We start from the raw sequence: 24,145 nt of genomic DNA, 5'->3' as shown, positions 1-24,145 counted from the left end.
GTGCGATCAACCGGTTCTTACTTCTGGCGGTCGTAACGCGAGAAATCGTCGTCGTTGTCCTTGCTGGAGGTGCGCCAGATGTCCCCGTTGCAGGTGTACTTCGTGTCGTCGAGGTTGGGCTCCAGCTCGATCTTGCCCTTGTCCACGCCGTCGACGCTGATCGTCACCACGGTGGTCGCCTCGCCGCCGGCGTAGGAGATCTGGCCGTCCTTGGTGGTCATCTTCCACTCGGTCCGGCCGGCCCAGGTCGCCGTGACGGTGCGGCCGTCGTCGGTCTTGCCGTTGTACACCGTGTTCGTGTCGTCCTCGATGGCGTTCCCGTCGGCCTTGATCTCCCAGATCTTGCCGCCGCCGGTCATCTTGATCGGCTTGGTGATGTTGCCCCGGGTCGCGGTGTCGGTGCCGGTCAGGTCGACGACCTTCTGGTACGTCGTCTGCTTCCACTTGCCGACCAGGCACGTGTCGACCGGGCCGCTCTGCGTGGAGGCGCCGGCCTGCGGGGTGCTCGGGGTGTCGGAGCCGCGGTTGAGCGCCACGACGACGATCGCCACCACGAGGATGACGAGCAGCACCGAACTGATGATGAGCGCCGGGAACCAGCGGTTGCGCCGGCCCGACCCGTCCTGCAGCGGCGGGGCCGAGGTCTGGTACGCCGGGGGCGGCTGCTGGTACTGCGGCTGCTGATACGCCGGCGGCGCGCTGTAGGGCTGCGTGGCGTAGGGGGCGGCGGAGTACGGCTGCGCGGGCTGCTGCTGCGGGTACTGCTGCTGCGGCGGGTACTGCGGTTGCTGCTGGGGGTACTGCGGCGGCTGTTGCGGGTACTGCGGGTATCCGCCCTGGGGCGGCTGCTGCCCGTAGCCGCTGTTCGGGTCCGGCTGCTGCCACTGGCTGCTCGGGTCCACGATCCCTGTCCTCCCGCAACGTTCACGCACGCATTGCTTGTCATTCGCCGTCGAGAATGGCATACGGGCGCATCTTTCGCAGGTCGTCGCTTCCGACAAAAGCCGCGAATCGTCATGCCGCTGACCTGCGAAATTCCACTTGGCGCCAACTGGCCGACCCACAGCGGCCCTTTGTGTGTGACGATCGATCGGAGCGGGTACACGTCGCGCACCGGGCAGGCCCGTCGGAGGAGGTTGGGCGTCATGCTCAGCGAGAGCGAGCAGAAGCGGCTCGCAGACATCGAAGCCGCGTTGCGGAGCGACGCGCGCTTCGTCAACGGATTCAACCGGGCCATGACCCGCCGGATCACGCCCCGCCGGGTGACCGCCGTCGTCATCGCCGTTGCCGCAATCGTCGGAGTCATCATCGGCCTGGCCGCGGGCACTGTCTTCTGGACCGTGCTGGCGATCTGCGCGGTGGGCGTCGCCGGCGGCGTCTGGACCTACCGGCCGGCCCACCCCGAGCCGCCGGCCCCTTCGATAGACCCCGAACTCTGAGCTGACGTTCTTTCGCGATCCCCGGCCCCCTTCCCCCAAGGGCGCCGGGGACTCGTGTTTTTCCGGGCCCCGCGCGCCGATCTTGCCTGCGGCCGGGCGAAGCGCGACAGTTGTGCGGTGATGCCCCCAATTGCCCGGCTCAAGGTGGCCCTCAACGGCGGCCGCCCGCCCGGCGCCCACCCGGCGCTGCCGACCTCGCCCGAGGAGCTGGCCGTCGCCGCCCAGAACGCGGTCGCGGCCGGCGCGGAGGCGGTCCACCTGCATCCGCGGGACAGCGGCGGGGCCGAATCGCTGCACGCCGCGGACGTGGGGGCGGCCGTCGCGGCGGTCCGGCGCACCTGTCCCGACACCCCCGTCGGCGTGACCACCGGCCTGTGGATCACCGGCCGGGACGTCGCCGCGCGGCAGGAGGCGGTGGCGGGGTGGGAGGGCCTGCCGCGGTACGAGCGGCCGGACTTCGCCTCGGTGAACGTCTCCGAGCCGGGCTTCACCGCGCTCGCCGCCACGCTGGCCGAGCTCGGCATCGCGGTCGAGGCGGGCGTGTGGACCCTCGAGGACGCGGGCGCCCTGTCGATCGCCGGCGGCGTCCCCCGCGTGCTCGTCGAGATCATGCGCCCGGACGTCGACGCCGAGGCCGTGCTGGGCCGGCTCGACGAGGTCGGCGTGGGCGGCGAGCGCCTGCTGCACGGCGAGGGCGCGACCTGCTGGCCGATGATCGCGCTCGCCGGCCGCCTCGGACTGCCGACCCGCATCGGGCTGGAGGACACCCTGACCGGCCCGGACGGCCGGCCGGTGACGGACAACGCCGCTTTGGTACGCCTGGCGCTCGGCCTCTGGTCCGCCGCCCGCTCAGCCGCGTAGGTCCCAGGCCACCCGCGACAGCACGGTCCCGAGCGGAGCGTCGAGCAGGATCGTGGCGAGCGCATCGCTGCGCGTCGGCCCCTGGTTCACGATGGCGATCGGCAGCCCGAGCTTGGCCGCCCGCACCACGAACCGCCGCCCCGACATCACGGTCAGCGACGACCCCAGCACCACGAGCGCCGCCGATTTTTCGACGAGATCGAAGCACGCCTGTACCCGCAGTGCCGGCACCGTCTCGCCGAAGAACACGACGTCGGGCTTGAGCAGGCCCCCGCAGCCGGTGCAGTCCACGACCACGAAGTCGGCCGCCTGCGCGTCGGTCAGGTCCACGTCCCCGTCGGGATTGACCCCGCCGGCCTCCGCGGCATATCCGGCGTTGGCCTGCCCGAGCCGGGCGTCGAGCTCGCCGCGCGCGGACAGTTCGCCGCACGCCAGGCAGACGACCCGGTCCAGCGCCCCGTGCAGCTCGACGACCCCGTCCGCCCCGCCGGCCTGGTGCAGCCCGTCGACGTTCTGCGTGATGACCCCGCTGAGCAGCCCGAACCCCTGCAGCCGCCCGACCGCGTGGTGCCCGGCGTTGGGCGCCGCCCGCGCGATGGTCCGCCACCCGAGATGGCTGCGCGCCCAGTACCGCCGCCGCGCGACCGGATCCCGCGTGAACGTCTGGTACGTCATCGGCTGCGCATTCCGCCGCACCCCGCTCGGCCCGCGATAGTCGGGAATCCCCGACTCGGTCGAGAGCCCGGCCCCGCTGAGCACGAGCACCCCGCCCTTGCCGACAAGCGCACTGAGCGCCGCGACTGACTGTTCCACGGCACCAATACTGCCTCGCCTCACCCCACCGCAGGATGGGCCCGAAACCCGCTATATCACGAAACAGGCGACATTTCGGGCGCCGGTGAGTGGAGCGCCGCGAAAGCCGGCATGACGGGAGGCGCCGCGCCGCGCGACCGCACTCGCGTCGGGCAACGGCGGCGGGCGATGGAGGGTAGCGGCCGGGGGCAGCGGCGGCGGCGGGAAAGTTTCGCGGCGGGCCTCCCAGGCCGGGCGGCAAGAAGCGCGTGACGGGGCGCACAGTCACCGAGGCGGGGGACGTATCGTGTTCGGCATGGGTTTGGTGAGCAAATTCAACGCGTGGCGCCGCAAGCTGCAGGAGCAGCCGGGCACCACGATCGACCTCGAACCGATGCGCGCTTTGCTGCCGGAGATCGAGAAGCGCGAGGCCGAGCTGTCCGAGCTCACCGACGACGAGCTTCGTGCCGCCGCCACGGCACTGCACCAGCGCGAAGATCCGCAGGACTTCGTCGAGGCCTGCGCGCTCGGGCGGGAGGCGGCCAAGCGGGCCCTGGACGAGCGGCCGTATGACGTGCAGCTGCTCGGCGCCCAGGTCCTCCTCGCCGGGCACGTCGTCGAGATGGCCACCGGTGAGGGCAAGACGCTGACCGCCGCGATCGCCGCCGCCGGGTATGCCGCGCAGGGGCCGGTCCACGTGATCACGGTCAACGACTACCTGGCCCGCCGCGACGCCGAGTGGATGCGCCCGGTGTACGAGCTGCTCGACCTCAAGGTCGGCTGGGTCAACGAGTCCTCGACGCCGGACGAGCGGCGCGCCGCGTATGCGCAGGACATCACGTATGTCTCGGTGAGCGAGGCGGGCTTCGACCTGCTGCGCGACTCGATCGTGACGAACACCGCCGACCGGGTGCACCGGGAGTTCGCGACGGTCATCGTCGACGAGGCCGACTCGATCCTGATCGACGAGGCCCGGGTGCCGCTGGTGCTGGCCGGTTCGACGATCGCCACCGAGGACCAGCCGATGGCCATCGCCGAGATCATCGGCGGGCTGCACCGGGACCGGGACTACGAGGTGGTCGACGAGGGGCGCACGGCGCACCTGACCACCCGCGGGCTGGCCAAGGTCGAGAAGGCGCTCGAGGTCGACCTGTACGCCGAGGAGCACGTCGACATCCTCACCGCGGTCAACCTGGCCCTGCACGCCGAGGCGCTGCTGGCCCGGGACGTGGACTACATCGTGCGCGACGAGCGGGTCGAGCTCATCGACGAGTTCCGCGGCCGGGTGGCCCAGCGGCGCCGCTGGCCCGACGGGCTGCAGGCCGCGGTCGAGGCCAAGGAGAAGATCCGCTCGAGCGGTGGCGGCACGGTGCTGCAGACCATCACGGTGCAGGCGTTCCTCACGCAGTACAAGCGGATCTGTGGCATGACGGGAACGGCCATGCCGGTCGGTGACCAGCTGCGCGAGTTCTACAAGCTCGAGGTCGCGGTCATCCCGCCGCACCTGCCCAACATCCGCAAGGACTGGCCGGACCGCGTCTACGCCTCGGCCGAGGAGCGCGACATCGCCGTCGTCGCCGAGATCGTCGCCATGCACGCGACCGGGCGCCCGGTGCTCATCGGCACCCTGAGCGTGGCCGAGTCGGAGAAGCTGGCCGCCACCCTCGCCGAGGAGGGCGTGGAATGCGTGGTCCTCAACGCCAAGAACGACGAGGCCGAGGCCGGGATCGTGGCCGAGGCCGGCGCGGCGACGGCGGTGACCGTCTCGACCCAGATGACCGGCCGCGGCGTCGACATCCGCCTCGGCGGCAGCGACGAGAAGGAGCGCGAGCGGGTCGCCGAGCTCGGCGGGCTGTTCGTGATCGGCACTGCCCGCAACGACTCCCGCCGCATCGACGACCAGCTCCGAGGGCGCGCCGGCCGGCAGGGCGACCCGGGCGAGTCGATGTTCTTCGTCTCGTTGGAGGACGAGCTCATCGAGCGGTACGGCCCCGAGCCGATGCCGATGGGCCAGGCCGACGCCGAGGGCGCGATCGAGGACGAGGACGTGCGGTGGGCCATCGGCTCCGCCCAGCGGGTCGCCGAGACCGTGAACCTGGAGATCCACCGCAACACCTGGCGGTACAACTACCTGCTCGACCAGCACCGCCAGCTGCACGGCAAGCGCCGCGAGGAGCTGCTCACCACCGACGCGGCGGCCGAGCTGCTCGCCGAGCGGTCCCCGGACAAGTACAACGAGCTGGCCGAGGAGCTGGGCGAGGAGACGCTGCTGCGGATCGCCCGGGTCATCGCCCTGTTCCACGCCGACCAGGCGTGGTCGGAGCACCTGGCCGACATGAGCGAGCTGCGCGAGGGCATCCACCTGCGGGTGCTCGGCTCGCAGGACCCGCTCGACGAGTTCCACCGCGAGGCCATCCCGGCGTTCCGCGGCCTGCTGGCCGAGATCGACAACCGCATGGTGGCCGAGTTCGACGAGCTGGAGATCGACGGGCCCGACTGGGAGCCGGAGGACGCGGGCCTGGTGCGGCCGAGCGCGACCTGGACCTACGTCGTCAGCGACAACCCGTTCGGCTCCGAGATGGAGCGGTTCTTCGCCGGCATGGTCAAGCTGTTCCGCAGTGGCAAGGGCGTCAAAAAGTCCTGATCTCGTACCGCGAAAAAGGCCGCCGCTTCTCGCAAGCGGCGGCCTTTGCCGTGCAATTACTGTTCGAGCGCCTTGACCAGCGCCTCGTTGAACGCGGGCAGGTCCTTCGGCTTGCGGCTGCTGATGAGGTTGCCGTCCACCACCAGCTCCTCGTCGACCCAGGTGGCCCCGGCGTTGCGGAAGTCCGTCCGCATCGAGGGCCACGACGTGACCCGCTTGCCGCGCAGGGCGTCCGCGTCCATGAGGATCCAGCCGCCGTGGCAGATCATCGCGATCGGCCGCCCCAGGGCCGCGAAGCCGCGCACGAACTCGACCGCCGCCGGCTGCCAGCGCAGCAGGTCACTGTTGGCGACGCCGCCGGGCAGCACCAGGGCCGCGTAGTCGGCGGGGCGCGCGTCGGCCGCCGTGACGTCGACGTCGAACGTGTCGGCCGGTTCGAGGTGGTGGTACCCGCGCACCTGCCCCGGCTCGGGCGCGACCAGCCGCGGCGTGTGGCCCGCGTGCTCGACCGCCTTCCAGGGCTCGGTCAGCTCCACCTGCTCGATGCCCTCCTTGGAAACCAGGAACGCGACATCCATCGCTCTCGTCCTTCCTTTTGAGCGTTTTGTACGCCGTTCCGGTACCCGTTATGCGGGCGCCCAACCGGACGAGGCCTTGACGCGGTACATCGCGGCGTCGGCGTCGTGCAGCAACTGCTCGGCGGTGCGATGCAGCTCACTCGTGCTCGCGCCGATGCTGACCCCGATCCGCACCGGCCCCGCCGCAAGGTTGAACGGGGCGCGGATGGCGGCGCCGAGCCGGTCCACGATCTCGGTCTGGACGAGGCCGGTGGTGACACCGGGGAGCAGTACCAGAAACTCGTCTCCCCCGAAGCGGGCCGCGACGTCGCTGGACCGGAGGCTGCCGCGGATGCGTTTGGCCACGTGCACGAGCAGCTCGTCGCCGGCCGCGTGGCCGAGCGTGTCGTTGACCTTCTTGAACCCGTCCAGGTCGAGGAAGAGCAGCGTGAACGGCGGCCCCCCGCCGTCCGCCCGGGCCACCGCCGACTCCAGCGTGGCCAGGAACGAGGCCCGGTTCGGCAGCGCCGTGAGCAGGTCGGACAGCGCGCTGCGGCGCAGCCGCTCCTCCTGGTCGCGCAGGTCCAGCGCCACGGTCAGCAGCGCCGCGCACTGGTTGGCCAGCTCCCGCCCGTCCTCGACGTCGCACTCGACGGTGTCCACGACGGCCAGCCAGCCCCGGTCGCTCGCGCTGATCTTGGCCGGCACGAGCACGACGGTCTGCCCGGGCCCGGCCGCGGCGATCAGCTCGGCCGGCGGGAACGCGTCGATGGTCGTCGGCCCGCCCGGAATCGCCGGCCCGGGCGCGCGCCGCCAGCCCGGCTCCCGGGTCAGCTCCCCGCCCGGCCCGCGCAGCGCGATGGCGGCCGCGGTCGCCGGCGTCGCCGCCAGCCAGGCCGGATCCCGCGGGTCCGTGTCGCGGTTGTAGAGAAGAGCGGTGTTCAGCGTGTACTGCATGCTGATCAACGACCGCAGATGACGCCGATCGGCGAACTGGACCCCGTTGTTCGCCCGGCCGAGCACCATCATGAGCTCCTGCACCCGTCCCCCGACCCGTCCGGCGTCCGCCACGTCGAGCCCGGTGATCGTCCCCGCGTACTCCTGGATGCCCCGGAAGATCAGCCGCAGCGTCTCCAGCGACGGGTTGAGCGCGTACAGCCGCTGCAGCACGCCGGTGGCCCGCACCACGTCCTCGGCCGACTCGGCGACGACCGCCTTGACCGTGGCCTCGACCGCCTCGTCGACGACGGTGCCCGACCCGGCCGGCCGCAGCCCCGGCGGCGGCAGCGCGCCCCGGAACCGCTCCGCGAGCCGCTCCCGCCCCTCGGGGGCCGAGGTGGGCGGCAGGGTGCCGGCGAAGTCGGTACACCCACAGGAAGACCGCGCCAGAAAGACCGCCGGCAGCCGGACGGTCCCGGCCGCCTCCCCGCCGAGCGCCCGCAGCAGCAGGTCGACCGCCCGCTCCCCCATCGCGTCGAGCGGCTGGGCGGCGCTGGCCAGCTCCGGCCGGAGGAACGCGGCCACGTCGATGTTGTCGAACCCGGTCAGCGCGTAGTCCGCCGGACACTGCAGCCCGGCCGCGGCGAGCACGCGCTGCGCCCCGATCGCGTTCCGATCGGTGGCCGCGACGAGCGCGGTGGCCCCGGTCGCCCGCCAGTCCTCGACGGTCCAGGTGATCCCGCTGTCGAGATTGTCGGACGCGGGCAGGAACAACTCGTGCCCGCCCATGGCCCCTCGGTAGGCCTGATAGCGCTCGGCGACGTCGGTGGCCGCCAGGTACCCGGTGAACGCGATCCGGCTGTGCCCGTGCGCCCGCAGGTGCGCCACGATCTCGCGGATGCTGGTGCCGTTGTCGGGCAGTACCGCGGGGAACTGTTCCTCCTGGTGCCCGGCGAGCACGACCGGCTTCCCGGCCTCCCGCAGCCGCGCCAGATAGTCCGGGGTGACGGCCTCGGCGAGCACCACGAACCCCTCGGCGCGCCGCCACGCGACGGGCTCCCGGAACGCCGGATTGCCCCCGTTGATGCTCATATCGGCGGCGGCATCGAGCGTCTGAATGGCGATCGTCCGGCAGCCGCGCCGCTCGGCGGCCGCCGCGACCCCGGCCACCAGGCGCCCGTAGTACGTCCCGCCGACAAAGGGAGACAGCACCGCGATGACCCGCCCCTGGACCACCATCGGAGTATTCCAGGAACTTTCACATCCGGTGCCACAATCCCTCACACGGATATCGTTTGTTTACCCCCGCACCGCCGGTTACGGTCTGTCCCCGTGCCGCACCCCGTTCGCCGCGCGACTGCCGCTGACACCGACGAGCTGGTCCGCCTGCGGATCGTGATGCTGGAGGCGATGGAGTCCGGTCCGGTACCGCCCGGCGACTGGTCCCACCGCTCCGCCGTCGCGCTGCGCCGCCGCCTCCCGGACCCGGACGCGACGCTGGCCGCGTTCGTGGTGGACCGCCCGGACGGCTCGCCGGGGCTGGCCGCCTGCGCGGTGGGGACGATCGAGGAGCGGCTGGGCGCCCCCGGCAACCCCGACGGCCTGCTCGGCTACGTGTTCAACGTGGCCACGGACGGGCCGTACCGGCGCCGGGGCCTGTCGACGGCCTGCCTGGAGGCGCTGCTGGCCTGGTTCGCCGAGCGGGACGTGCCGACGGTCCGGCTCTTCGCCACCCAGGACGGGCTGGCGGTCTACGAGCGGCTGGGCTTCAAGCGCGAGACCAACACCTCGATGCAACTCAGGCTGCCGCCCCGCTCAGTTTCGTGAGCTGCCGGCGGCGGCCTCGGCCTAAGCCGGGCGCGGGGTCCGTGTGGCCAGTGGGACGGCCGTTGTGACGTGGGCCGCACGGGGTGCGGTTCGGGGGTGTACCCGTGGGTAGGGTTACGACGTGACCATCGCCGGGATCGAGACCGGGCTGTTTCGGCGGGTTCTTCGGCGGCACGCCGCGGCGGTCGTGGTCGTCACCGCTCCCCGGCCCGGCGGCACCGGCGCCGGATTCACCGCGACCTCGTTCACCTCCGTCTCCCTCGATCCGCCGCTGGTCTCCTTCTGCGTCGCGCAGGCCGGGTCCGCACGGCCCGCCGTCAGCGCCGCCGCGCTCGTCGCCGTCCACGTGCTCACCGCGCAGCAGGAAGAGGTCGCGCGGATCTTCGCCACGCCCGGGATCGATCGGTTCGCGGCGTACGCACGCATCGGAAGCTGGCACGAAGGGCCGGAGGGAGTGCCGGTGCTCCACGGCCCGCTGGCGGTCCTCGTCTGCCGGGTCGTCAACCAGGTCGAGGCCGGCGACCATGTCATCGTCATCGCGTCGCCCGTCCACGCCGAGCACCACGACGACGCCGGAGCCACTCCCCTCGTCTATCACGACGGGACCTACACCGGACTCTGAACGGCGGGTACGACAGTTTCCCCCCACAGCCGCAGCCGCGCCGCGCCCCCGTCGGGATGGATGTCCAACCGGACGTGCGACGCCGCCTCGGCCGCATCCACCCGGAAGAAGTGCCGGGTGTCCGGCTGCACCGGCGTCCGCGGCAGGAGATCCCACCACGCCGACTCGTCCCCCGGGTCGGAGGTCGCGCGCAGCGAAGCCTCCCCCGGCGCGTTCCCCTTGAAATGCGTGGTGTCGAACTCGATCAACCGCACCCGCCCGGCCGCCGCCAGCCGCACCAGAACCCATTCGTTGCCCGGGTCCCGCCGCCGCGCCGTCTCCCAGCCCTCGCTCATCTGCCGCGCTCGATCCGGCAGCAGGAGATTCCCCGGGGAGCCGTAGAACATGTTGCTGCACCCGGCCACCACGGCGCCCAGTTCCATCGCGGCCAGGTTCACTGTCAGACCGTGCAACAGCAGCGGATCCGGCTCCGCCACCCCATGCACCCGCAGCCGGGCCACGCCACCGTCGGGGTAGATGTTCAGGCGGACGTGCGTGTACCGGGTACCGGGCGTCAGAGCGAAGTGGTTGCGCGCGTCCCCCTTCACCGGCGACCTCGGCACCAGCTCGGTCCACGTCGCCGCCGCCAGCTCCGCCGGGGACGGGTGGCCGGGCAGGGCGACCGCGTCCAGCGAGACGTACGGCGGGAAGTTCCCCGTGAAGTGCGCCGTGTCCACCACCACGCCGTGGATCCGGCCCGGCGCGCCCAGGCGCACGATCGCCCAGTCGTGGCCCGGGGAGCGGCGGCGGCGGGTCTCCCAGCCGTCGTACACCTTCCCCTTCGGCCCGTACGTCCACGTCTCGAACTCCGACGGCGCCGGGTTGACGAGGTTGTCCATGGCCGCGAAGAACTCGTCGTTCGCCGCCACCACCCCGCCGCCCAGCAGCCGGGAGGCCAGATCGGTCAGGTCGGTGAAGGTCACTGGGCATCCCCCCGTCGCAGGAAACGGCCCCGCGGCGTCGAGCCCACCGGCTCCCCGCGCAGCCAGGTCGTCCGCACCACGCCGCTCAGCTCCCGGGCCGCGTACGGCGTGACCGGGTGGCGGTGCAGCAGGGCCGCCGGGTCCACCACGAACGTCGCCGTCGGGTCGAAGGCCACCAGGTCGGCGTCGGTCCCGGGTGCGATCCGGCCCTTGTTCCGCAACCCGACCAGGTCGGCCGGGCCCGAGGACATCCAGCGGACCACGTCGGCGAGGGTGAAGCCGCGCTCCTGGGCCTCCGTCCACACCGCCGGCAGTCCAATTTGGAGCGACGCGATGCCGCCCCACGCCGACGCGAAGTCGCCCGTGCCGCGGGCCTTCAGCGCCGGGGTCGACGGGGAGTGGTCCGACACGACGATCGAGATGGTGCCGTCGGCGAGCCCGCCCCACAGCCGGTCCTGGTTGCCCGCGTCACGAATCGGAGGGCAGCATTTGTACTCCGTGGCGCCATCCGGCACCGCCCCCGCTTCGAGGGTGAGGTAGTGCGGGCACGTCTCCGCCGTCACGCGCACGCCGGCCGTGCGGGCGCGGCGCAGCGAGGTCAGGGCGTCCGCCGCCGACAGGTGCAGGATGTGCACGCGGCGGTTCGTGTCGGCCGCCACCGACAGCGCGGTGTCCACCGCGGACACCTCGGCGGCGGCCGGGCGGGAGGCCAGGAAGTCGGCGTACGCGCGGGACGGCCGGGCGTCGTGCAGCCGGGCCGGGTCCTCTGCGTGCACGATGAACAGCGCGTCGACGGAGGCGAAGGCGGCGGCCAGGCCGGCCCGGTCCAGCGGCGGGAACTCCGGCACGCCCGAGTCGACCAGGAAGCTCTTGAAGCCGAACACGCCCGCCTCGTGCAGCGGGAACAGGTCGCGCGCGTTGCCGGGGACGGCGCCGCCCCAGAAGCCGACGTCCACGAAGCACTTGCCCCGCGCCGCGGCCTGCTTCTCGCGGAGGGCGGCGACCGAGGTGGTCGGCGGCAGCGAGTTGAGCGGCATGTCGACGATCGTGGTCACGCCGCCCGCCGCGGCGGCCCGGGTGGCGGTTTCGAAACCCTCCCATTCGGTACGGCCGGGCTCGTTCACATGCACGTGCGTGTCCACGAGGCCGGGGAGCAACGCCAGCGCCCCCAGATCGGTGACCGGACCGTCCACGGTGGACTCGTAGTCGCCGACCGCCACGATCTGTCCACTGTCGACGGTCACCGTGGCCGCGCGGGGGCCGCCGGGTAAGTAGACCTGCCGGGAGCGCAGGGAGAAGGTCACAAAGCCTCCAGCACCTCGAGGGGATGGCGCACGTGGCCCGGGCCGAGGGCGCCGCAGTGCAGCCCCCGCAGCAGGAAGTGGGCCATGGCCCGCGCGGTGGCGGGCTCGTCGAGGTGGCCGCGCACCCGGCGGCCGAGGTAGTGGCCGAGGCGCCGCACGGCCTCGTCCACGCCGTCGTGGAAGAACTCGAACGTCGCCCCCCAGCGGGTGACGAGGTGCCCGGGGTGCAGGTCCCAGCCCTGGTAGATGCCGCGTTCGAGGCTGCGGCGGACCAGCCGGGCATGCAGGGCCCAGGCGCGGTGGACGTCCTCGCCCGACCCGGCGGGCAGGACGTTCGTGGAGCCGTCGGCGATCGCGACGCCGGTGCCGGCCGCGGCCACCTGCATGACGGCCTTGGCGTGGTCGGCGACCGGATGCTCGAGGCTCTGGTACGTCGGGGCGATGCCGAGCGCCGTGCTGTAGTCGTACGTGCCGTAGTGCAGCCCCGTCAGCCGCCCGTGCGAGCGGACGATCATCTCCGGCAGCGGGCTGCGGCCGTCCGCGCCGAGGATCGCCTGCGGGGTCTCGACCTGCAGCTCGAAGCGCAGGGTGTCCTCGGCGAGCCCGTGCGCGTGCTCCAGCTGCCGGCACAGCAGGACGGCGGCGTCGGCGTGGCCCGCGGAGGTGGCCTTCGGGAACGTGATGACGAACGTGTCGGGCGGCGGGCCCAGTGCGGTGAGGAACAGGTCGATGGTGCGGGCTGCTCGCAGTACCGTATCCGGCTCGAGGCTCTTGCAGCGCAGGCCGAAGAACGGCGGCGGGCCGGTGCGCAGCGCGGTGCCGGCCGCGGTCGCGTGGGCGTCCTCCTCCTCGTCGGGGCGCCGGCCGTAGCCGTCCTCGAAGTCGACGCGCAGGTCCTCGATCGGCTCGGTGGTGAGCTTGGCCAGCACCATCTCGACGATCGGGTCCGGGAACGGCGGGCGGCCGTGGTCGCGCACCAGCGCCCGGGCCGCGTTGCCCCACTCCCCCACGGTCTCCGCGCCGAAGCGGTCGGCGGGCACGTAGACGGTGTGCACCGGCTGCCGCCCGGGCCGCGCGCCGGTCTGGCCGGGCAGCTGGAGCCGGTCCAGGTGCTCCGCGCGGGCGGCCAGCTCGTCGAGGTCACGCTGCGACAGCGCCATGCTCACGTTCCCGTCAGGTGTTCGGGCCGCACCGGGACGCGCTTGAGCGCCAGGCCGGTGGCGGCCCGGATCGCGGCCACGATCGCCGGGGTGGACGAGATGGTCGGGGGCTCGCCGACGCCCCGCAGCCCGTACGGCGCCTCGGGATCGCCGAGCTCGAGGACGTCGATGAGCATCGGCGGGACGTCCAGGATGGTCGGGATGAGATAGTCGGTGAACGACGGGTTGCGGATCTGCCCGTCCACCACCTGGATCTCCTCCATGACGGCCAGCCCCAGGCCCTGCGCGGTGCCGCCGGCGATCTGCCCGCGCACCGACTGCGGGTGCAGGGCCCGGCCGACGTCCTGCGCGGTGGCGATCTCGACGACCCGCACCAGCCCGAGCTCCACGTCGACGTCCACCGTGGCCCGGTGCGCCGCGAACGCGTACTGCACGTGCGCGTTCCCCTGCCCGGTCGCCGGATCGAGCGCGGAGGTCGGCTTGTGCCGCCACTCCACGGTCTCGTCGATCGGACCCTGCGCGAGATCGCCGCCCCGGCGCTCGAGCTCGGCGCGCACCGCCTCGCACGCGGCCTTGACCGCGCCGCCGGTGACGTAGGTCTGCCGCGACGCCGACGACGACCCGGCCGACCCGATCGAGGTGTCCGCGGTGGCCACCGTGACCTGCTCGACGCCGAGCTCGGTGCGCACGATCTGGGCCATCACGGTGACCAGGCCCTGGCCCACCTCGGCGGCCGCGGTGTGCACGACCGCGACCGGCTCGCCGCCCACCAGCTCCAGGCGCACCCGCGCGGTCGAGTAGTCGTCGAAGCCCTCGGAGAAGCCGACGTTCTTGATGCCGATGCCGTAGCCGACGCCCCGCCGCACGCCCTCGCCGTGGGTGGTGTTCGCGACCCCGCCGGGCAGCTCGCGCGGGTCGTCTCGTACAGCAGCGGGAGCCGGCATGTCCCGGACGCGGCGCAGCAGGTCGGCGACGGGCGCGGGTCCGGTGACGACCTGCCCGGTCGGCATCGTGTCCCCCGGCTCGAGCGCGTTCATGGCCCGCAGCTCCACCGGGTCGAGCCCGAGCGCCGCGGCGAGCTTGTCCATTTGCGACTCATAGGCGAAGCACGCCTGTACCGCGCCGAAGCCGCGCATCGCCCCGCACGGCGGGTTGTTCGTGTAGACCGCGTACCCGTCCACGGTCACGCTGGGCACCCGGTACGGGCCGATCCCGAGCGTGGTCGCGTTGGCCACGACCGCCATCGACGTCGAGGCGTAGGCGCCCCCGTCGAGCACGATCCGCGCCCGGACGTACTGGAGGATGCCGTGCTCGTCGGCGCCGTGCTCGTACCGCAGCCGCGCCGGGTGCCGGTGGACGTGGCCGAAGAAGGACTCCTCCCGGGAGTACACCATCTTCACCGGACGGCCGGTGTGCAGGGCCAGCATGCACGCGTGGACCTGCATCGACACGTCCTCGCGGCCGCCGAACGCGCCGCCCACCCCGGCCAGGCTCAGCCGCACCTTGGCCGGCGGCAGGCCGAGGCAGTCGGCCACCTGCCCCAGGTCGCCGTGCAGCCACTGGGTCGCGATGAACAGGTCGACGCCGCCGTCCTCGGCCGGGATGGCCAGGCCGGACTCGGGGCCGAGGAACGCCTGGTCCTGCATGCCGACCTCGTACTCGCCGGTGACCACGACCGCCGCCACCGCGTCCTGCGGCCCCTTGCGGATCGGCACGTGCCGCAGCAGGTTGCCGCCCGGATGCACCGGCTCGGACGCCGGGTCGAGGGCGGCCTCGCTGTCCACGATGGGCGCCAGCACCTCGTACTCGACGGCGATCCGCGCCGCCGCCCGCCGCGCGGTCTCCGGGTGGTCGGCGGCCACGATCGCCACCGGCTCGCCGGCGTAGCGCACCTCGCCCATCGCGAGCACCGGCTGGTCGCGGTGCTCCAGGCCGTAGTGCGGCTTGCCGGGCACGTCCTCGGCGGTGAGCACGGCGTGCACGCCGGGCAGCTTGAGCGCCTCGGTGAGGTCGATGCCGAGGATGCGGGCGCGCGGGTGCGGGCTGCGCAGGGTGGCGCCCCACAGCATCCGGTCGGCCCACAGGTCGGACGAGAACGCGAACTCCCCGGTGACCTTCAGGGTGCCGTCGGGGCGGACGGGAGAGGTGCCGATGCCGTTGATCGTTCCGACCTGGACGGTCATCGCAACCCCCGGGCGGCGCGGGCCAGCGCTCCGGCGACGGCCGCGGTGTCCACGGTGGACAGCGCGCCCTCCTGGACGACCGCGCGGCCGTTGACGAGCAGCAGCCGCAGCGGGGCGGCCGGGCCGAACACCAGCGCGGCGACCGGGTCGGCGATGCCGGCGTGGCCGAGGCCGTTCAAGTCCCACAGCGCGATGTCGGCGAGCTTGCCGGGCTCCAGCGAGCCGAGCTCGTCGGCCCGGCCCAGGCAGCGGGCCCCACCCATGGTGCCAAGGGCCAGGGACTCGCGAGCGGTCAGCGCGGCCGGTCCCCCGCGCAGGCGCGCGAGGTACAGCGCCTGCCGCAGCTCCGCGCCCATCTCGCCGGCCTCCTGGGAGGCGGCCCCGTCGACGCCGAGGCCGACCGGCGCCCGCGCGTCGAGCAGGTCGCGGACCGGGGCGATGCCGGCCCCGAGGCGGCCGTTGGAGCTCGGGCAGTGGGCGACGCCGGTGCCGGTCGCGCCCAGCTTGGCGATCGCGGCCGGGTCGAGGTGCACGGCGTGGGCGAGCCAGACGTCGGCGCCGAGCCAGCCGAGCCGCTCGGCGTACTCGACCGGCGTGCAGCCGTGCACCTCCTTGCAGTAGTGCTCCTCCTCGACCGTCTCCGCGAGGTGGGTGTGCAGCCGCACGCCCTCGGCCCGGGCCAGCGTGGCCGCCTCCTCCATCAGCCGCGGGGTGACCGAGAACGGGCTGCACGGCGCGACCGCGATGCGCACCATCGCGCCGGGCGAGGGGTCGTGGAAGCGGTCGATCGCGTCCTTGGTCGCGGCCAGCGCGGCGTCGGTGTCCTCGACGACCGAGTCCGGCGGCAGCCCGCCGTCCTTCTCGGACAGGTCCATCGAGCCGCGGCACGGGTGGAACCGCAGCCCCACCTCCGCCGCCGCCTGGATCTCGGCGGCCAGCAGGTCGCCGCCGCCGCGCGGGAACACGTAGTGGTGGTCGGTGCTCGTCGTGCAGCCGGTCAGCGCCAGCTGGGCCAGGCCGGCCGACGCGGCGGCGTGCACGATCCCGGCGTCCAGCCGCGCCCAGACCGGGTACAGCTCCTTGAGCCAGCCGAACAGGATCTCCTGCTGCGCGTAGCCGCGGGTGGCCCACTGATAGAGATGGTGGTGGGTGTTGACCAGGCCCGGCGTGGCGAGGCAGCCGCGGCCGTCCACTGTGGTCACGCTCGCGTCGCCCTGGTACCGCCCGGCGCCGACCGCCACGATCCGGTTGCCCGCCACCACGATGTGGCCGTCGGCGTGCTCGGTGCCGCCCGCGTCGACCGTCGCGATCGCGCAGCCCTCGATGACGATCATGCGTCGGCCGCCAGCTTCACGGCGGCGACGATGTGCTCGTACCCGGTGCAGCGGCACAGGTTGCCGGCCAGCGCCTCGCGGATGTCCGGGTCGCTCGGGTGCGGGTTGCGCTCCAGCAGGTCGTGCACGGCCACGATGAGGCCCGGCGTGCAGAATCCACACTGGACGGCGCCGGCGCTCAGGAAAGCCTGCTGGATCGGGTGCAGCGCGTCCGCCCCGGCGAGGCCCTCGACCGTGCGCACCTCGCGCCCCTCCGCCTGGCCGGCGGCGACCAGGCAGGCGCAGACCGGGATGCCGTCCAGGTACACCGTGCAGGAGCCGCACTCGCCCTGCTCGCACGCGTTCTTGGCGCCGGGCAGGCCGAGCCGCTCGCGCAGCACGTAGAGGAGGCTCTCGCCCTCCCACACGTCGTCGGCGGCGAGCGCGTCGCCGTTCACGGTCACGTTGACCCGCATCGGTACTCCTCCCAGGCCCAGCGCAGCGTCCGTCCACCGAGGACGGACAGGGCGTGCCGGCGGTACGCGGCGCTGCCCCGCACGTCGTCGATCGGCTTGGCCGCGGCCGCGACGAGCTCGCCGAAGCGCGCGACGAGCGGGTCGGGCAGCGGCTCCCGCGACTCCCACGGCAGTTCGGACGCGAACGACTCCGCCTCGGCCGCCCGCAGCGGGGTCGGTCCGGCGGAGCCGATGCCGGTGCCGGCCGTTCGCTTCGAAACGTCCAGGGCGAGGGCGAACGAGCAGACGGCGATGACCATCGCGTTGCGGGTGCCGACCTTGGCGAACTGCTGCGGGCCGGGCGCGGGTGGGACGCGGAACGCGGCGATGAGCTCGTCGGGGGCGAGGGCGCTGCGCTTCGGCCCGGCGAAGAAGTCCTGGGCCTTGATGCGGCGGACCCCGCGGATCGAGGCCACCTCGACCTCGGCGCCGGTGGCGAGCAGCGGCGGGTGCGCGTCGCCGGCCGGGGAGGCGGAGCCGAGGTTGCCGCCGACGGTACCGCGGTTGCGGATCTGCGGCGACCCGACGGTCCGGGCGGCCATGGCGAGGCCGGGGAGGCGCCCGCCGAGTTCGTCGATGATCCGCCGGTACGTCACGCCGGCCCCGATCCGCAGCACGCCCCCGTCCTCGGACCAGTCGGCGAGCTCCGCGATCCGGGTCAGGTCGAGCAGCGCGGGCGGGCGGCGGCGGTCGAAGTTCAGTTCGACCATCACGTCCGTGCCACCTGCCAGCGGTACCAGATCCGGCGCTGCTGCTTTTGCGGCGAGGGCTTCGTCCAACGTGGACGGTCTCAGAAAGTCCACGCGACCTCCTGCGGCACCGTCGCGCCGTCGCGGCGCACGACCCCCTCGATGAGCCCGTAGGGGCGGTCCGCGGCGAAGTAGACCTCGTCGGGGTTGTCGAGCCCGAACGGCTGCAGGTCGACGGGGAAGTGGTGCCGGTTGGGCAGGGAGAGCTTGACCTCGACGACGTCCGGGCAGCGCTCGAGCACCCGCGAGCCCATCGCGAACAGGGTCTGCTGCAGCGCGTAGCTGTAGGTGTCGGCGAACGCCTCGACGAGCGCCGCGCGGGCCGGCCCGGGGTCGGCGAACCCGGCGGCGGTGCGCCAGGTGGCGTCGACCGAGGTGGCGAGGATGCGGTCGCGGGTCTCGGGCAGCGTGGTCCAGCGGTCCTTGAGGTACCCGTGGAACTCGGAGTCGGTGGTCTTGAGCAGCACGAGGCCGGTGACGCCGGAGGCGACCTGGGTCCCGTACGGTCCATGGTGGACGGTGGCGGTGCGGACCTCGCTCGCGTCGCGGCGGAAGGTGTGGCGGCCGTCGACGGGCTGCCAGGGGTACTGCTCGATGCGCACCCGCGCCTCGTGGATCGTCGGCTGCGTGGCGACGAAGTGCTCGGCCAGGCGGACCGCGAACGCCTCGATGCTCGCGATCCCGAACTCGCGCGCGAACGCGAAGACCGTGTTCTTCTGCGTGTCGGTCGGCAGGACGGCCGCGTTGTCGCCGGTCAGGTGGCTGGCCGCGAGGTCGCCGCGCAGGGCCACGCTCACGTTGAGGTCGGTCAGCCGGTCGCCGTCCGCGCCGCGTTCGACGCGCACGAGGCGGGTCTCGGCCTTGCCGTACTGGTTCGGGCCAAGTTCGAAGTCCGGCACGGGCCTCAGCTCCCCCGGTAGGTCGAGTACCCGAACGGGCTGAGCAGCAGCGGGACGTGGTGGTGGCGGGCGTCGGCGATGGTGAACACGATCGACACCTCGGGGAAGAACGCGTCCGGCCCCAGGTACGCCGCGGTGTCGATCACCAGCCGGTAGCGGCCGCGGTCCACGTCCTCCCAGCGCAGCCGCCCGTCGACGTCGGTGATCCCGTCCCCGACGAAGATCTGCTCGGTGGTCTCGAGCCGGATCGGCACGCCCGCGGCCGGAATGCCGCGGGCGGTGTCAAGCACGTGGGTCGACAGGCTCATGCGGCGGCCTCGGCGAGCCGCTCCAGCCGCAGCTCGACGATCTTGCGCAGCTCGCCGCGGACGACCACGCGCTCGGCGTCGTCGTCGTTGCGCAGCCGGCCCCGGGCCGCCGCCAGCACCTCGTCGGCCGACTTGCCGGTCGCGAAGATCAGGAACAGGTGGCCGAACCGGCGCTCGTACGCCTCGTTGACCTGGGCCAACTCCTCGGCGGAGCCCTCGACGCCGGACTGCTCGCGGCGCGACCAGGCGGCCTCGGCCCCGTCGCCGGCCGGTCTCTGCCCGATCCGCGGGTGGGCGGCGAGGACCCGCTGCAGGTCGGCCCAGCCCAGCTCGTCGAAGGCGGTCACGCCGGCCACGACCAGGTCGGCGGACGTCTGGTACGGCCGCGCGGCGACCACGCGAGCGGCCCAGCCGGGCGACGCGCAGCAGGCGAGCAGGGCCTCCTCGGCGGCCTCGGGCGCGAGGCCGTTGAACCGATCGAGCATGGCACCCCTCTCGTATCCCCGGCACGTTACTCCGGGGATGTTTCATGTCCAGACCTTTAGGATCATGTCCAGTATCCGCGTTTTGTCTGGTCTCGCGAGCAGAGAGTGCGTAAATGCAGGGTCGGCACGCGTTCGGCCGGGTGGCATCCCGGCCGAATGCTCGCACGACGGGCGATCAGTCGGCGTCTTCCGCCGCCGGTCCCGCGACGATGGCGGGCTGCTCCTCGGCATATCCCTGGACGTCCACCTCGAGGTTGAACAGGAAGCCGACCGTCTCCTCCTTGACCCGGCCGATCATCTCCTCGAAGGCTCGCTCCGCCCGTTCCCGGTAGACGATGAGCGACTCACGTCCCGCGACCCGTTCGAGCAGCGCGGTGTCCCAGAGGTCGTCGAGCACCGCGATGTGTTCACGCCACTGCCGGTCGATCACGTTCCACAGCACCTGCCGCTGCAGCTCGAACCACGCCTCCGCACCGAGTTCCTCCTCCCGGCGCTGCCACGCCAGCCGGCCCACGCGGCCCAGCGCCTCGCGCAGTCCCGCGCGGTCGTGGCGCGACGCGATGTCGGCGGCGTCGACGGCGAACAGCTGCCGGACGGCCGCGAGCAGTTCCGGCTGATCCGCGGCGCCGGACGCGAACGACTTCTGGACGTACGCGTCGAGGGTCTGGTCCAGGTACCCGAGGGTCAGCTGCGCGACGCCGTCGCCCAGCAGCGCCTGATCGCGAAGGTCCCGCAGCTGCCGGCGGTGGTCCTCCAGGACCGCGTCCCATTTCTGGAGCCGCCGCTGCTGATCCAGGTCGACGGCCCGGGCCATCCGCTGCCGGGCGGCGATGGCGCGAGTGAGCATGCGTGTCGCGATCGGACCGTCTCCATAGACCGCGTCCGGAAGGAACCAGGGCATTCCCTCGAACAATGCGTCGGCCTTCGCGTTCAGGAATTGGCTCGTGCCAGGCTCACCGCGGCGGCCGGAAAGGTCTCGCAGCCGCTCGTCGAGCCGGCGGGACATGTGCCGCCGCGTGCCGAGCACAAATAGTCCGCCCAATCGGCGCACCTCGGCCGCGTCCGAACCTTCGGGTCCGCCCAGCGGAATGTCCACCCGCGTCCGGGCGATGTTCACCGCGATCGTGACCGCGCCTTTCGACGCCGCAGCCGACAGCATCGCTCGCTCCTCGTCACGGTTTTCCGTCGTCAGCAACCGGCACGGAACCGTCCGCTCCCGCAGGCGGCGACGCAACCATTCCGCCTCCGCATTGTCCGTCACCTCGACCAGGACGGGCTGGCCGGTGTCGTGCCGCTCGCTGATGATGTCGGCGGCACCCTCCCAGCGCGCACGATCCGACATGTACAGATAGTCCAGCAGATCCTCCCGAATCACTGGCTGGTCCGGCGGCACCTCGGTCACCGACATGTCGTAGAACGTCCGGAATGCCTCCGCCTCGATCGTCGCGCTTCCCGCGATCGCCGCGAGTCGCCGATAGCGGCGTACGAACGGCATCCAGCCGATGGTCGCCCTCGTCTCGGTGGCCCGGCTGACCGGCAACCCCTCCTTGGCCTCCAACGCCTGGCGGATCCCGTCCAGGTACCGCTGCGTGGTCTGCACCGCGCCGGTCTGGGGATCGATGATGACGATCTTCCCGTCCTGCACTTGATAGTCGCGTCCACGCCGGTACAGCGCCTGCGCCTTGATCGCCAACGTGAATTGGTGCAGTACCTCCCCGTTTTCCACGGCATACAGTCGATCGATGCCGAGCTGGTCCTCGACCAGGTCGATGCCGGCATCGAGGGGGGTGACCCGGCGCGAATCCTCATCGCACGTGTAGTGCACGTCGAGACGCATGCGAGCGACAATTCGAGCGAACTCGGCATACCACCGGTTGTCCTGATTGAAGTCTCCGGTAATGGAGTACGACTCCCGGAGATTGTCGAGCAGTGCGACGTCGGCATCGTGCAGAATCGCCAGATGCAGGCCGCGCTGGGTCAGCTCGTCCGTGGACCAGGCCAGGCCGTCGCGAATGTAGTCGAACGCGAACTCGGAAAGACCGCCGTACACGATGTCGCCGTCATAGATCGCCCGCCTGGCGGTCGCGCGTTGGCCCGGAATCATCAGGCCGGCACGCAGGCCCAGGAATCGATGCACGGCACCGATGTTCTCGTCGTCGGCGGCCGCGGCCGCGTCGTCCAGCGACATGACATGCACGCCGTCGCCGCCGAGCGCTTCCAGGTAGGTGGCGAGCCCGACCGCCTGCGCGCGCCCCTGCCCGGGCTGCATCTCCACGACTCGGCCGGAGTGCAGGGCGGCTCCGCCGGTCAGCTGGCCATCGGAGACCTCGATCCGACGCAGCCGTTGGGTCGCCTCCGCGTACGCCGCGAAGGCCTCGGGCATCAGGTCCGTCACGGATTCGCCCCGGCCCAGGCGGCGGCGGTACACGTGCGACAGTTGACGCAGCTCGCCGTCGGTTCGCGTGGTCATGGTCGTCGCGAGTGCACGAACCGACTCGACGACGTCGAGGGGCAGGTCGCGGGCTCCGCGACGAAGGACCGCCCGGGTCGACTCAGGCACGAGCGACCCCGGCTCGGCCGAGGCGAGCGAGGACGCCAGGCGAAGGTAACGCTCGGCTTCGTGGCTCTCGCCCCGCGCTCGCAGGAGGTGTCCGGCGGCGTGCGCGGCCTGGACATGCCCCGCATCGGCGGCGCGCCGGAACCAGCTCAGGGCCGCGGTGACGTCCCGGCCCCGAAGCAGCGTCCCCAGTGCGAACGCCGCGTCCAGATGGTTTCGCTCGGCGGCCTGCCCGAAGTACCGCTCAGCTTCCGATGGATCGTCGCTCGCCTCCGAGAGCTGCCCGGCGGAGTAGGCCGCCTCCACGTGCCCCGCGTCCGCGGCACGGCGGAACCAGCGCAGCGCGGCGCCGGCGTCGCGTCCCCGCAACAGGGTGCCCAGGGCGAAAGCGGCGTCGTGGTGACCCTGCTCGGCCGCCTGTGTCAGGTAGCGCTCGGCGTCACCCAGCTCGCCGTCGGCCTCGGCCAGCTCGCCGGCCGCGTACGCCGCTTCGACGTGGCCCGCGTCCGCAGCGCGCCGGAAGTACACCGACGCCTCGGTCACCCGGCCGGCCCTCCGCAGCGCCGACGCATAGTTGTACGCCGCGATCGGCGCGCTGACCCTGGTCGCGTTGTTCACCGCCTGTTCGAACGCGACGAGGGCGATGTCGATCCGACCCTGCGCGTTCGCGGTGAGCCCGATCTGCAGCACCTCGTCCACGTCGGGATGCGCCGCCAGCGCCGCCTCCCACGTCGCGTTCTGCACGGGGCTGGCCTTGGACTGCGTCTGGACGTAATCCAGGACGTAGTCGAAGACGCGGTAGCCCCGGGCGTCGCCGGACATCAGCGCGCTGGCCGCGTAGATCGGCTGGCGGGCCCAGGTCACGGCATCCTGGATCTCGCCGGTGGACGGGAGTTCGACGCCCAGCGTGGCGGCATATCCGGGGAGCAGATCGGCCAGCGTCTCCGCCGTGAGCGCGCGCCGGGAGCCGGTTCGGAACCAGTCGACCGTGATGAGCACCACGAGCGCTCCGACCGGCTTGGCCAGCATGCCGTCCTCGAGCCGCTCGATGAGGTCGGGTCCCGCGGCCAGGTACTCCGCCAGCCCGTACCGGTCGAGGGCGTTCAACACCTGCGGGTCGGAGACGACGGTCGCCGCGCGTTCCCGCTCCGCGTCACTCAGCAGGCGTTCCAGGCGGACGCGCTCGGCCCGGGACAGGGTCGGCCACGCGGGCGACTCGACCCCTTCATGGGGGATGTGCCGGCCGAACGCCTGCGCCCGGATCGTCGCCACGACGGCGCAGTGGCGCGGGGCGTCGCTGCCGTCGAGGACGTCGAGCAGGCGGGCCAGGCCGCCCTTGTCCAAATAGCGATCCAGCTCGTCGAGCCAGACCACGCTGTTGTCGAGGTCGATCTCCGCGTCCAGGATCGCCGGCAGGGATTCCGCGCCGATCGGGAAGATGAACTGCCGGTGCCGGAAGTTGCGGCGCACCGCCTCGGCCGCGACCCGCGACTTCCCCGCCTTCGCATCACCGATCACGAGGACGAACGAATCGCGCGCCAACAGCTCGTCGAGGCGGTCGTCGACGTCCCGGTCCACGTACGGTCCGACCCCGGCCGACTGCCCCCGGCGCGCCGTGCCCACCCCGAACGATCGGAGGTCGCGGATCGAACCGACGGTGGGCACCCCGCGCCGCCGGGAGTACTGGTGCAGGTGCGCCCGGAACACCTTGACCTTGTCGTCGTCCTTCTTGAACCGCTCGCGCAGCTCGACCACGACGAGCGGGACGACGACCGCGAGCGCCGAGAACGCCACCCGCCATCCGATCGGCGCCTTGAACTGTTGGGTGACCGCCCAGGCCGCCGCGGCTGCCGCCGCCGGCAGGAGCAACCAGAGCGCGCGCCATCCCCCATGCCGACGCCATGTGGCCATGCCGCCCCTCACCTTCGCCCGAGGGCTTCAGCATCAGTTCTGACGCCGAACCGTTTCAAGCGGAAGCGCGTCCATCCGGCTCGATCGATCTCAACGTCCGATCCATGAATGACTGATC

20 protein-coding genes are annotated in these 24,145 nt (G+C 72.5%); 5 read left to right on the top strand and 15 right to left on the bottom strand.

Going from position 1 to position 24,145, the window contains the following annotated elements; all coding sequences use genetic code 11:
• Window positions 1-17: 17 nt before the first annotated feature.
• Window positions 18-902 (bottom strand): hypothetical protein, encoded by an 885-nt coding sequence (locus ACQPZ4_RS11460; protein WP_433058771.1) that lies wholly within the window; start codon window positions 900-902, stop codon window positions 18-20.
• A 243-nt stretch (window positions 903-1,145) separates the two neighbouring features.
• Here ACQPZ4_RS11460 and ACQPZ4_RS11455 point away from each other — a divergent pair, with 243 nt between their 5' ends.
• Complete coding sequence (locus ACQPZ4_RS11455) at window positions 1,146-1,439, top strand: DUF3040 domain-containing protein (protein ID WP_433058768.1); 294 nt, start codon at window positions 1,146-1,148, stop codon at window positions 1,437-1,439.
• A gap of 120 nt (window positions 1,440-1,559) precedes the next feature.
• Window positions 1,560-2,300: a 3-keto-5-aminohexanoate cleavage protein gene (locus ACQPZ4_RS11450; protein ID WP_433066455.1), complete on the top strand. Its 741-nt coding sequence runs from the start codon at window positions 1,560-1,562 to the stop codon at window positions 2,298-2,300.
• Here ACQPZ4_RS11450 and ACQPZ4_RS11445 read toward each other — a convergent pair.
• Window positions 2,289-3,122: an NAD-dependent protein deacetylase gene (locus tag ACQPZ4_RS11445; protein ID WP_433066452.1), complete on the bottom strand. Its 834-nt coding sequence runs from the start codon at window positions 3,120-3,122 to the stop codon at window positions 2,289-2,291. The two genes, ACQPZ4_RS11450 and ACQPZ4_RS11445, sit on opposite strands and share 12 nt — an antisense overlap.
• Window positions 3,123-3,408: 286 nt before the next feature.
• On the opposite strand from ACQPZ4_RS11445, the gene secA2 reads away from it, so the two are divergent.
• A complete protein-coding gene (gene secA2 / locus ACQPZ4_RS11440; RefSeq protein WP_433058765.1) occupies window positions 3,409-5,736 on the top strand; it encodes an accessory Sec system translocase SecA2 in 2,328 nt (775 codons plus the stop codon).
• A gap of 56 nt (window positions 5,737-5,792) precedes the next feature.
• Here the strand turns inward: secA2 and ACQPZ4_RS11435 are convergent, their stop codons facing one another.
• Window positions 5,793-6,314, bottom strand: coding sequence for a type 1 glutamine amidotransferase domain-containing protein (locus tag ACQPZ4_RS11435; RefSeq protein ID WP_433058763.1), 522 nt, complete (start codon window positions 6,312-6,314; stop codon window positions 5,793-5,795).
• Between the two features lie 48 nt (window positions 6,315-6,362).
• The gene (locus ACQPZ4_RS11430) at window positions 6,363-8,471 is read right to left on the bottom strand and encodes a diguanylate cyclase domain-containing protein (protein WP_433058760.1); all 2,109 of its coding nucleotides are present in this window, start codon (window positions 8,469-8,471) and stop codon (window positions 6,363-6,365) included.
• Window positions 8,472-8,564: 93 nt separating this feature from the next.
• Between ACQPZ4_RS11430 and ACQPZ4_RS11425 the strand changes: the two genes are divergently transcribed.
• Window positions 8,565-9,059 carry a GNAT family N-acetyltransferase gene (locus tag ACQPZ4_RS11425; protein WP_433058758.1) on the top strand — a complete coding sequence of 165 codons (495 nt, stop codon included), beginning with the start codon at window positions 8,565-8,567 and terminating at the stop codon, window positions 9,057-9,059.
• Window positions 9,060-9,180: 121 nt separating this feature from the next.
• Window positions 9,181-9,681 (top strand): flavin reductase family protein, encoded by a 501-nt coding sequence (locus tag ACQPZ4_RS11420; protein ID WP_433058755.1) that lies wholly within the window; start codon window positions 9,181-9,183, stop codon window positions 9,679-9,681.
• On the opposite strand, the gene alc is transcribed toward ACQPZ4_RS11420, so the two are convergent.
• The 11 genes from alc to ACQPZ4_RS11365 all read right to left on the bottom strand — a co-directional run bounded on the left by alc (window position 9,666) and on the right by ACQPZ4_RS11365 (window position 24,027).
• Entirely contained in the window at window positions 9,666-10,643 is a 978-nt protein-coding gene (alc, locus tag ACQPZ4_RS11415) for an allantoicase (protein ID WP_433058752.1), read from the bottom strand. The genes ACQPZ4_RS11420 and alc overlap by 16 nt on opposite strands.
• Window positions 10,640-11,947 carry an allantoinase AllB gene (allB, locus tag ACQPZ4_RS11410; RefSeq protein ID WP_433058750.1) on the bottom strand — a complete coding sequence of 436 codons (1,308 nt, stop codon included), beginning with the start codon at window positions 11,945-11,947 and terminating at the stop codon, window positions 10,640-10,642. The genes alc and allB overlap by 4 nt, the downstream gene beginning before the upstream one ends.
• Entirely contained in the window at window positions 11,944-13,107 is a 1,164-nt protein-coding gene (locus tag ACQPZ4_RS11405) for a DUF6986 family protein (RefSeq protein ID WP_433058747.1), read from the bottom strand. The genes allB and ACQPZ4_RS11405 overlap by 4 nt, the downstream gene beginning before the upstream one ends.
• A gap of 2 nt (window positions 13,108-13,109) precedes the next feature.
• On the bottom strand, window positions 13,110-15,290 hold the full coding sequence (locus tag ACQPZ4_RS11400) for a molybdopterin cofactor-binding domain-containing protein (protein ID WP_433058745.1): 2,181 nt from the start codon (window positions 15,288-15,290) through the stop codon (window positions 13,110-13,112).
• On the bottom strand, window positions 15,287-16,624 hold the full coding sequence (locus ACQPZ4_RS11395) for an 8-oxoguanine deaminase (RefSeq protein ID WP_433058742.1): 1,338 nt from the start codon (window positions 16,622-16,624) through the stop codon (window positions 15,287-15,289). Before ACQPZ4_RS11395 ends, ACQPZ4_RS11400 begins: the two co-directional genes overlap by 4 nt.
• Window positions 16,621-17,079: a (2Fe-2S)-binding protein gene (locus ACQPZ4_RS11390; RefSeq protein ID WP_433058739.1), complete on the bottom strand. Its 459-nt coding sequence runs from the start codon at window positions 17,077-17,079 to the stop codon at window positions 16,621-16,623. The genes ACQPZ4_RS11395 and ACQPZ4_RS11390 overlap by 4 nt, the downstream gene beginning before the upstream one ends.
• A complete protein-coding gene (locus ACQPZ4_RS11385) occupies window positions 17,064-17,921 on the bottom strand; it encodes an FAD binding domain-containing protein (protein WP_433058736.1) in 858 nt (285 codons plus the stop codon). The genes ACQPZ4_RS11390 and ACQPZ4_RS11385 overlap by 16 nt, the downstream gene beginning before the upstream one ends.
• The gene (gene pucL, locus ACQPZ4_RS11380) at window positions 17,909-18,766 is read right to left on the bottom strand and encodes a factor-independent urate hydroxylase (protein ID WP_433058733.1); all 858 of its coding nucleotides are present in this window, start codon (window positions 18,764-18,766) and stop codon (window positions 17,909-17,911) included. The genes ACQPZ4_RS11385 and pucL overlap by 13 nt, the downstream gene beginning before the upstream one ends.
• A gap of 5 nt (window positions 18,767-18,771) precedes the next feature.
• A complete protein-coding gene (uraH, locus tag ACQPZ4_RS11375; RefSeq protein WP_433058730.1) occupies window positions 18,772-19,074 on the bottom strand; it encodes a hydroxyisourate hydrolase in 303 nt (100 codons plus the stop codon).
• Entirely contained in the window at window positions 19,071-19,559 is a 489-nt protein-coding gene (uraD, locus tag ACQPZ4_RS11370) for a 2-oxo-4-hydroxy-4-carboxy-5-ureidoimidazoline decarboxylase (RefSeq protein ID WP_433058727.1), read from the bottom strand. Before uraD ends, uraH begins: the two co-directional genes overlap by 4 nt.
• A 175-nt stretch (window positions 19,560-19,734) precedes the next feature.
• Window positions 19,735-24,027 (bottom strand): hypothetical protein, encoded by a 4,293-nt coding sequence (locus ACQPZ4_RS11365; RefSeq protein WP_433058724.1) that lies wholly within the window; start codon window positions 24,025-24,027, stop codon window positions 19,735-19,737.
• Window positions 24,028-24,145 lie beyond the last annotated feature (118 nt).

This window comes from Dactylosporangium sp. CS-033363, from assembly GCF_050942475.1.
Taxonomy (GTDB): Bacteria; Actinomycetota; Actinomycetes; order Mycobacteriales; family Micromonosporaceae; genus Dactylosporangium.
This window is presented reverse-complemented; position numbering and strand designations above follow the sequence as displayed.

Coding starts and splice junctions, on each gene's coding strand:
- ACQPZ4_RS11455 (WP_433058768.1), top strand. CDS start 1,146: ATGCTCAGCGAGAGCGAGCAGAAGCGGCTCGCAGACATCGAAGCCGCG.
- ACQPZ4_RS11450 (WP_433066455.1), top strand. CDS start 1,560: ATGCCCCCAATTGCCCGGCTCAAGGTGGCCCTCAACGGCGGCCGCCCG.
- secA2 (WP_433058765.1), top strand. CDS start 3,409: ATGGGTTTGGTGAGCAAATTCAACGCGTGGCGCCGCAAGCTGCAGGAG.
- ACQPZ4_RS11435 (WP_433058763.1), bottom strand. CDS start 6,314: ATGGATGTCGCGTTCCTGGTTTCCAAGGAGGGCATCGAGCAGGTGGAG.
- ACQPZ4_RS11430 (WP_433058760.1), bottom strand. CDS start 8,471: ATGGTGGTCCAGGGGCGGGTCATCGCGGTGCTGTCTCCCTTTGTCGGC.
- ACQPZ4_RS11405 (WP_433058747.1), bottom strand. CDS start 13,107: ATGGCGCTGTCGCAGCGTGACCTCGACGAGCTGGCCGCCCGCGCGGAG.
- ACQPZ4_RS11400 (WP_433058745.1), bottom strand. CDS start 15,290: ATGACCGTCCAGGTCGGAACGATCAACGGCATCGGCACCTCTCCCGTC.
- ACQPZ4_RS11395 (WP_433058742.1), bottom strand. CDS start 16,624: ATGATCGTCATCGAGGGCTGCGCGATCGCGACGGTCGACGCGGGCGGC.
- ACQPZ4_RS11390 (WP_433058739.1), bottom strand. CDS start 17,079: ATGCGGGTCAACGTGACCGTGAACGGCGACGCGCTCGCCGCCGACGAC.
- uraH (WP_433058730.1), bottom strand. CDS start 19,074: ATGAGCCTGTCGACCCACGTGCTTGACACCGCCCGCGGCATTCCGGCC.
- uraD (WP_433058727.1), bottom strand. CDS start 19,559: ATGCTCGATCGGTTCAACGGCCTCGCGCCCGAGGCCGCCGAGGAGGCC.
- ACQPZ4_RS11365 (WP_433058724.1), bottom strand. CDS start 24,027: ATGGCCACATGGCGTCGGCATGGGGGATGGCGCGCGCTCTGGTTGCTC.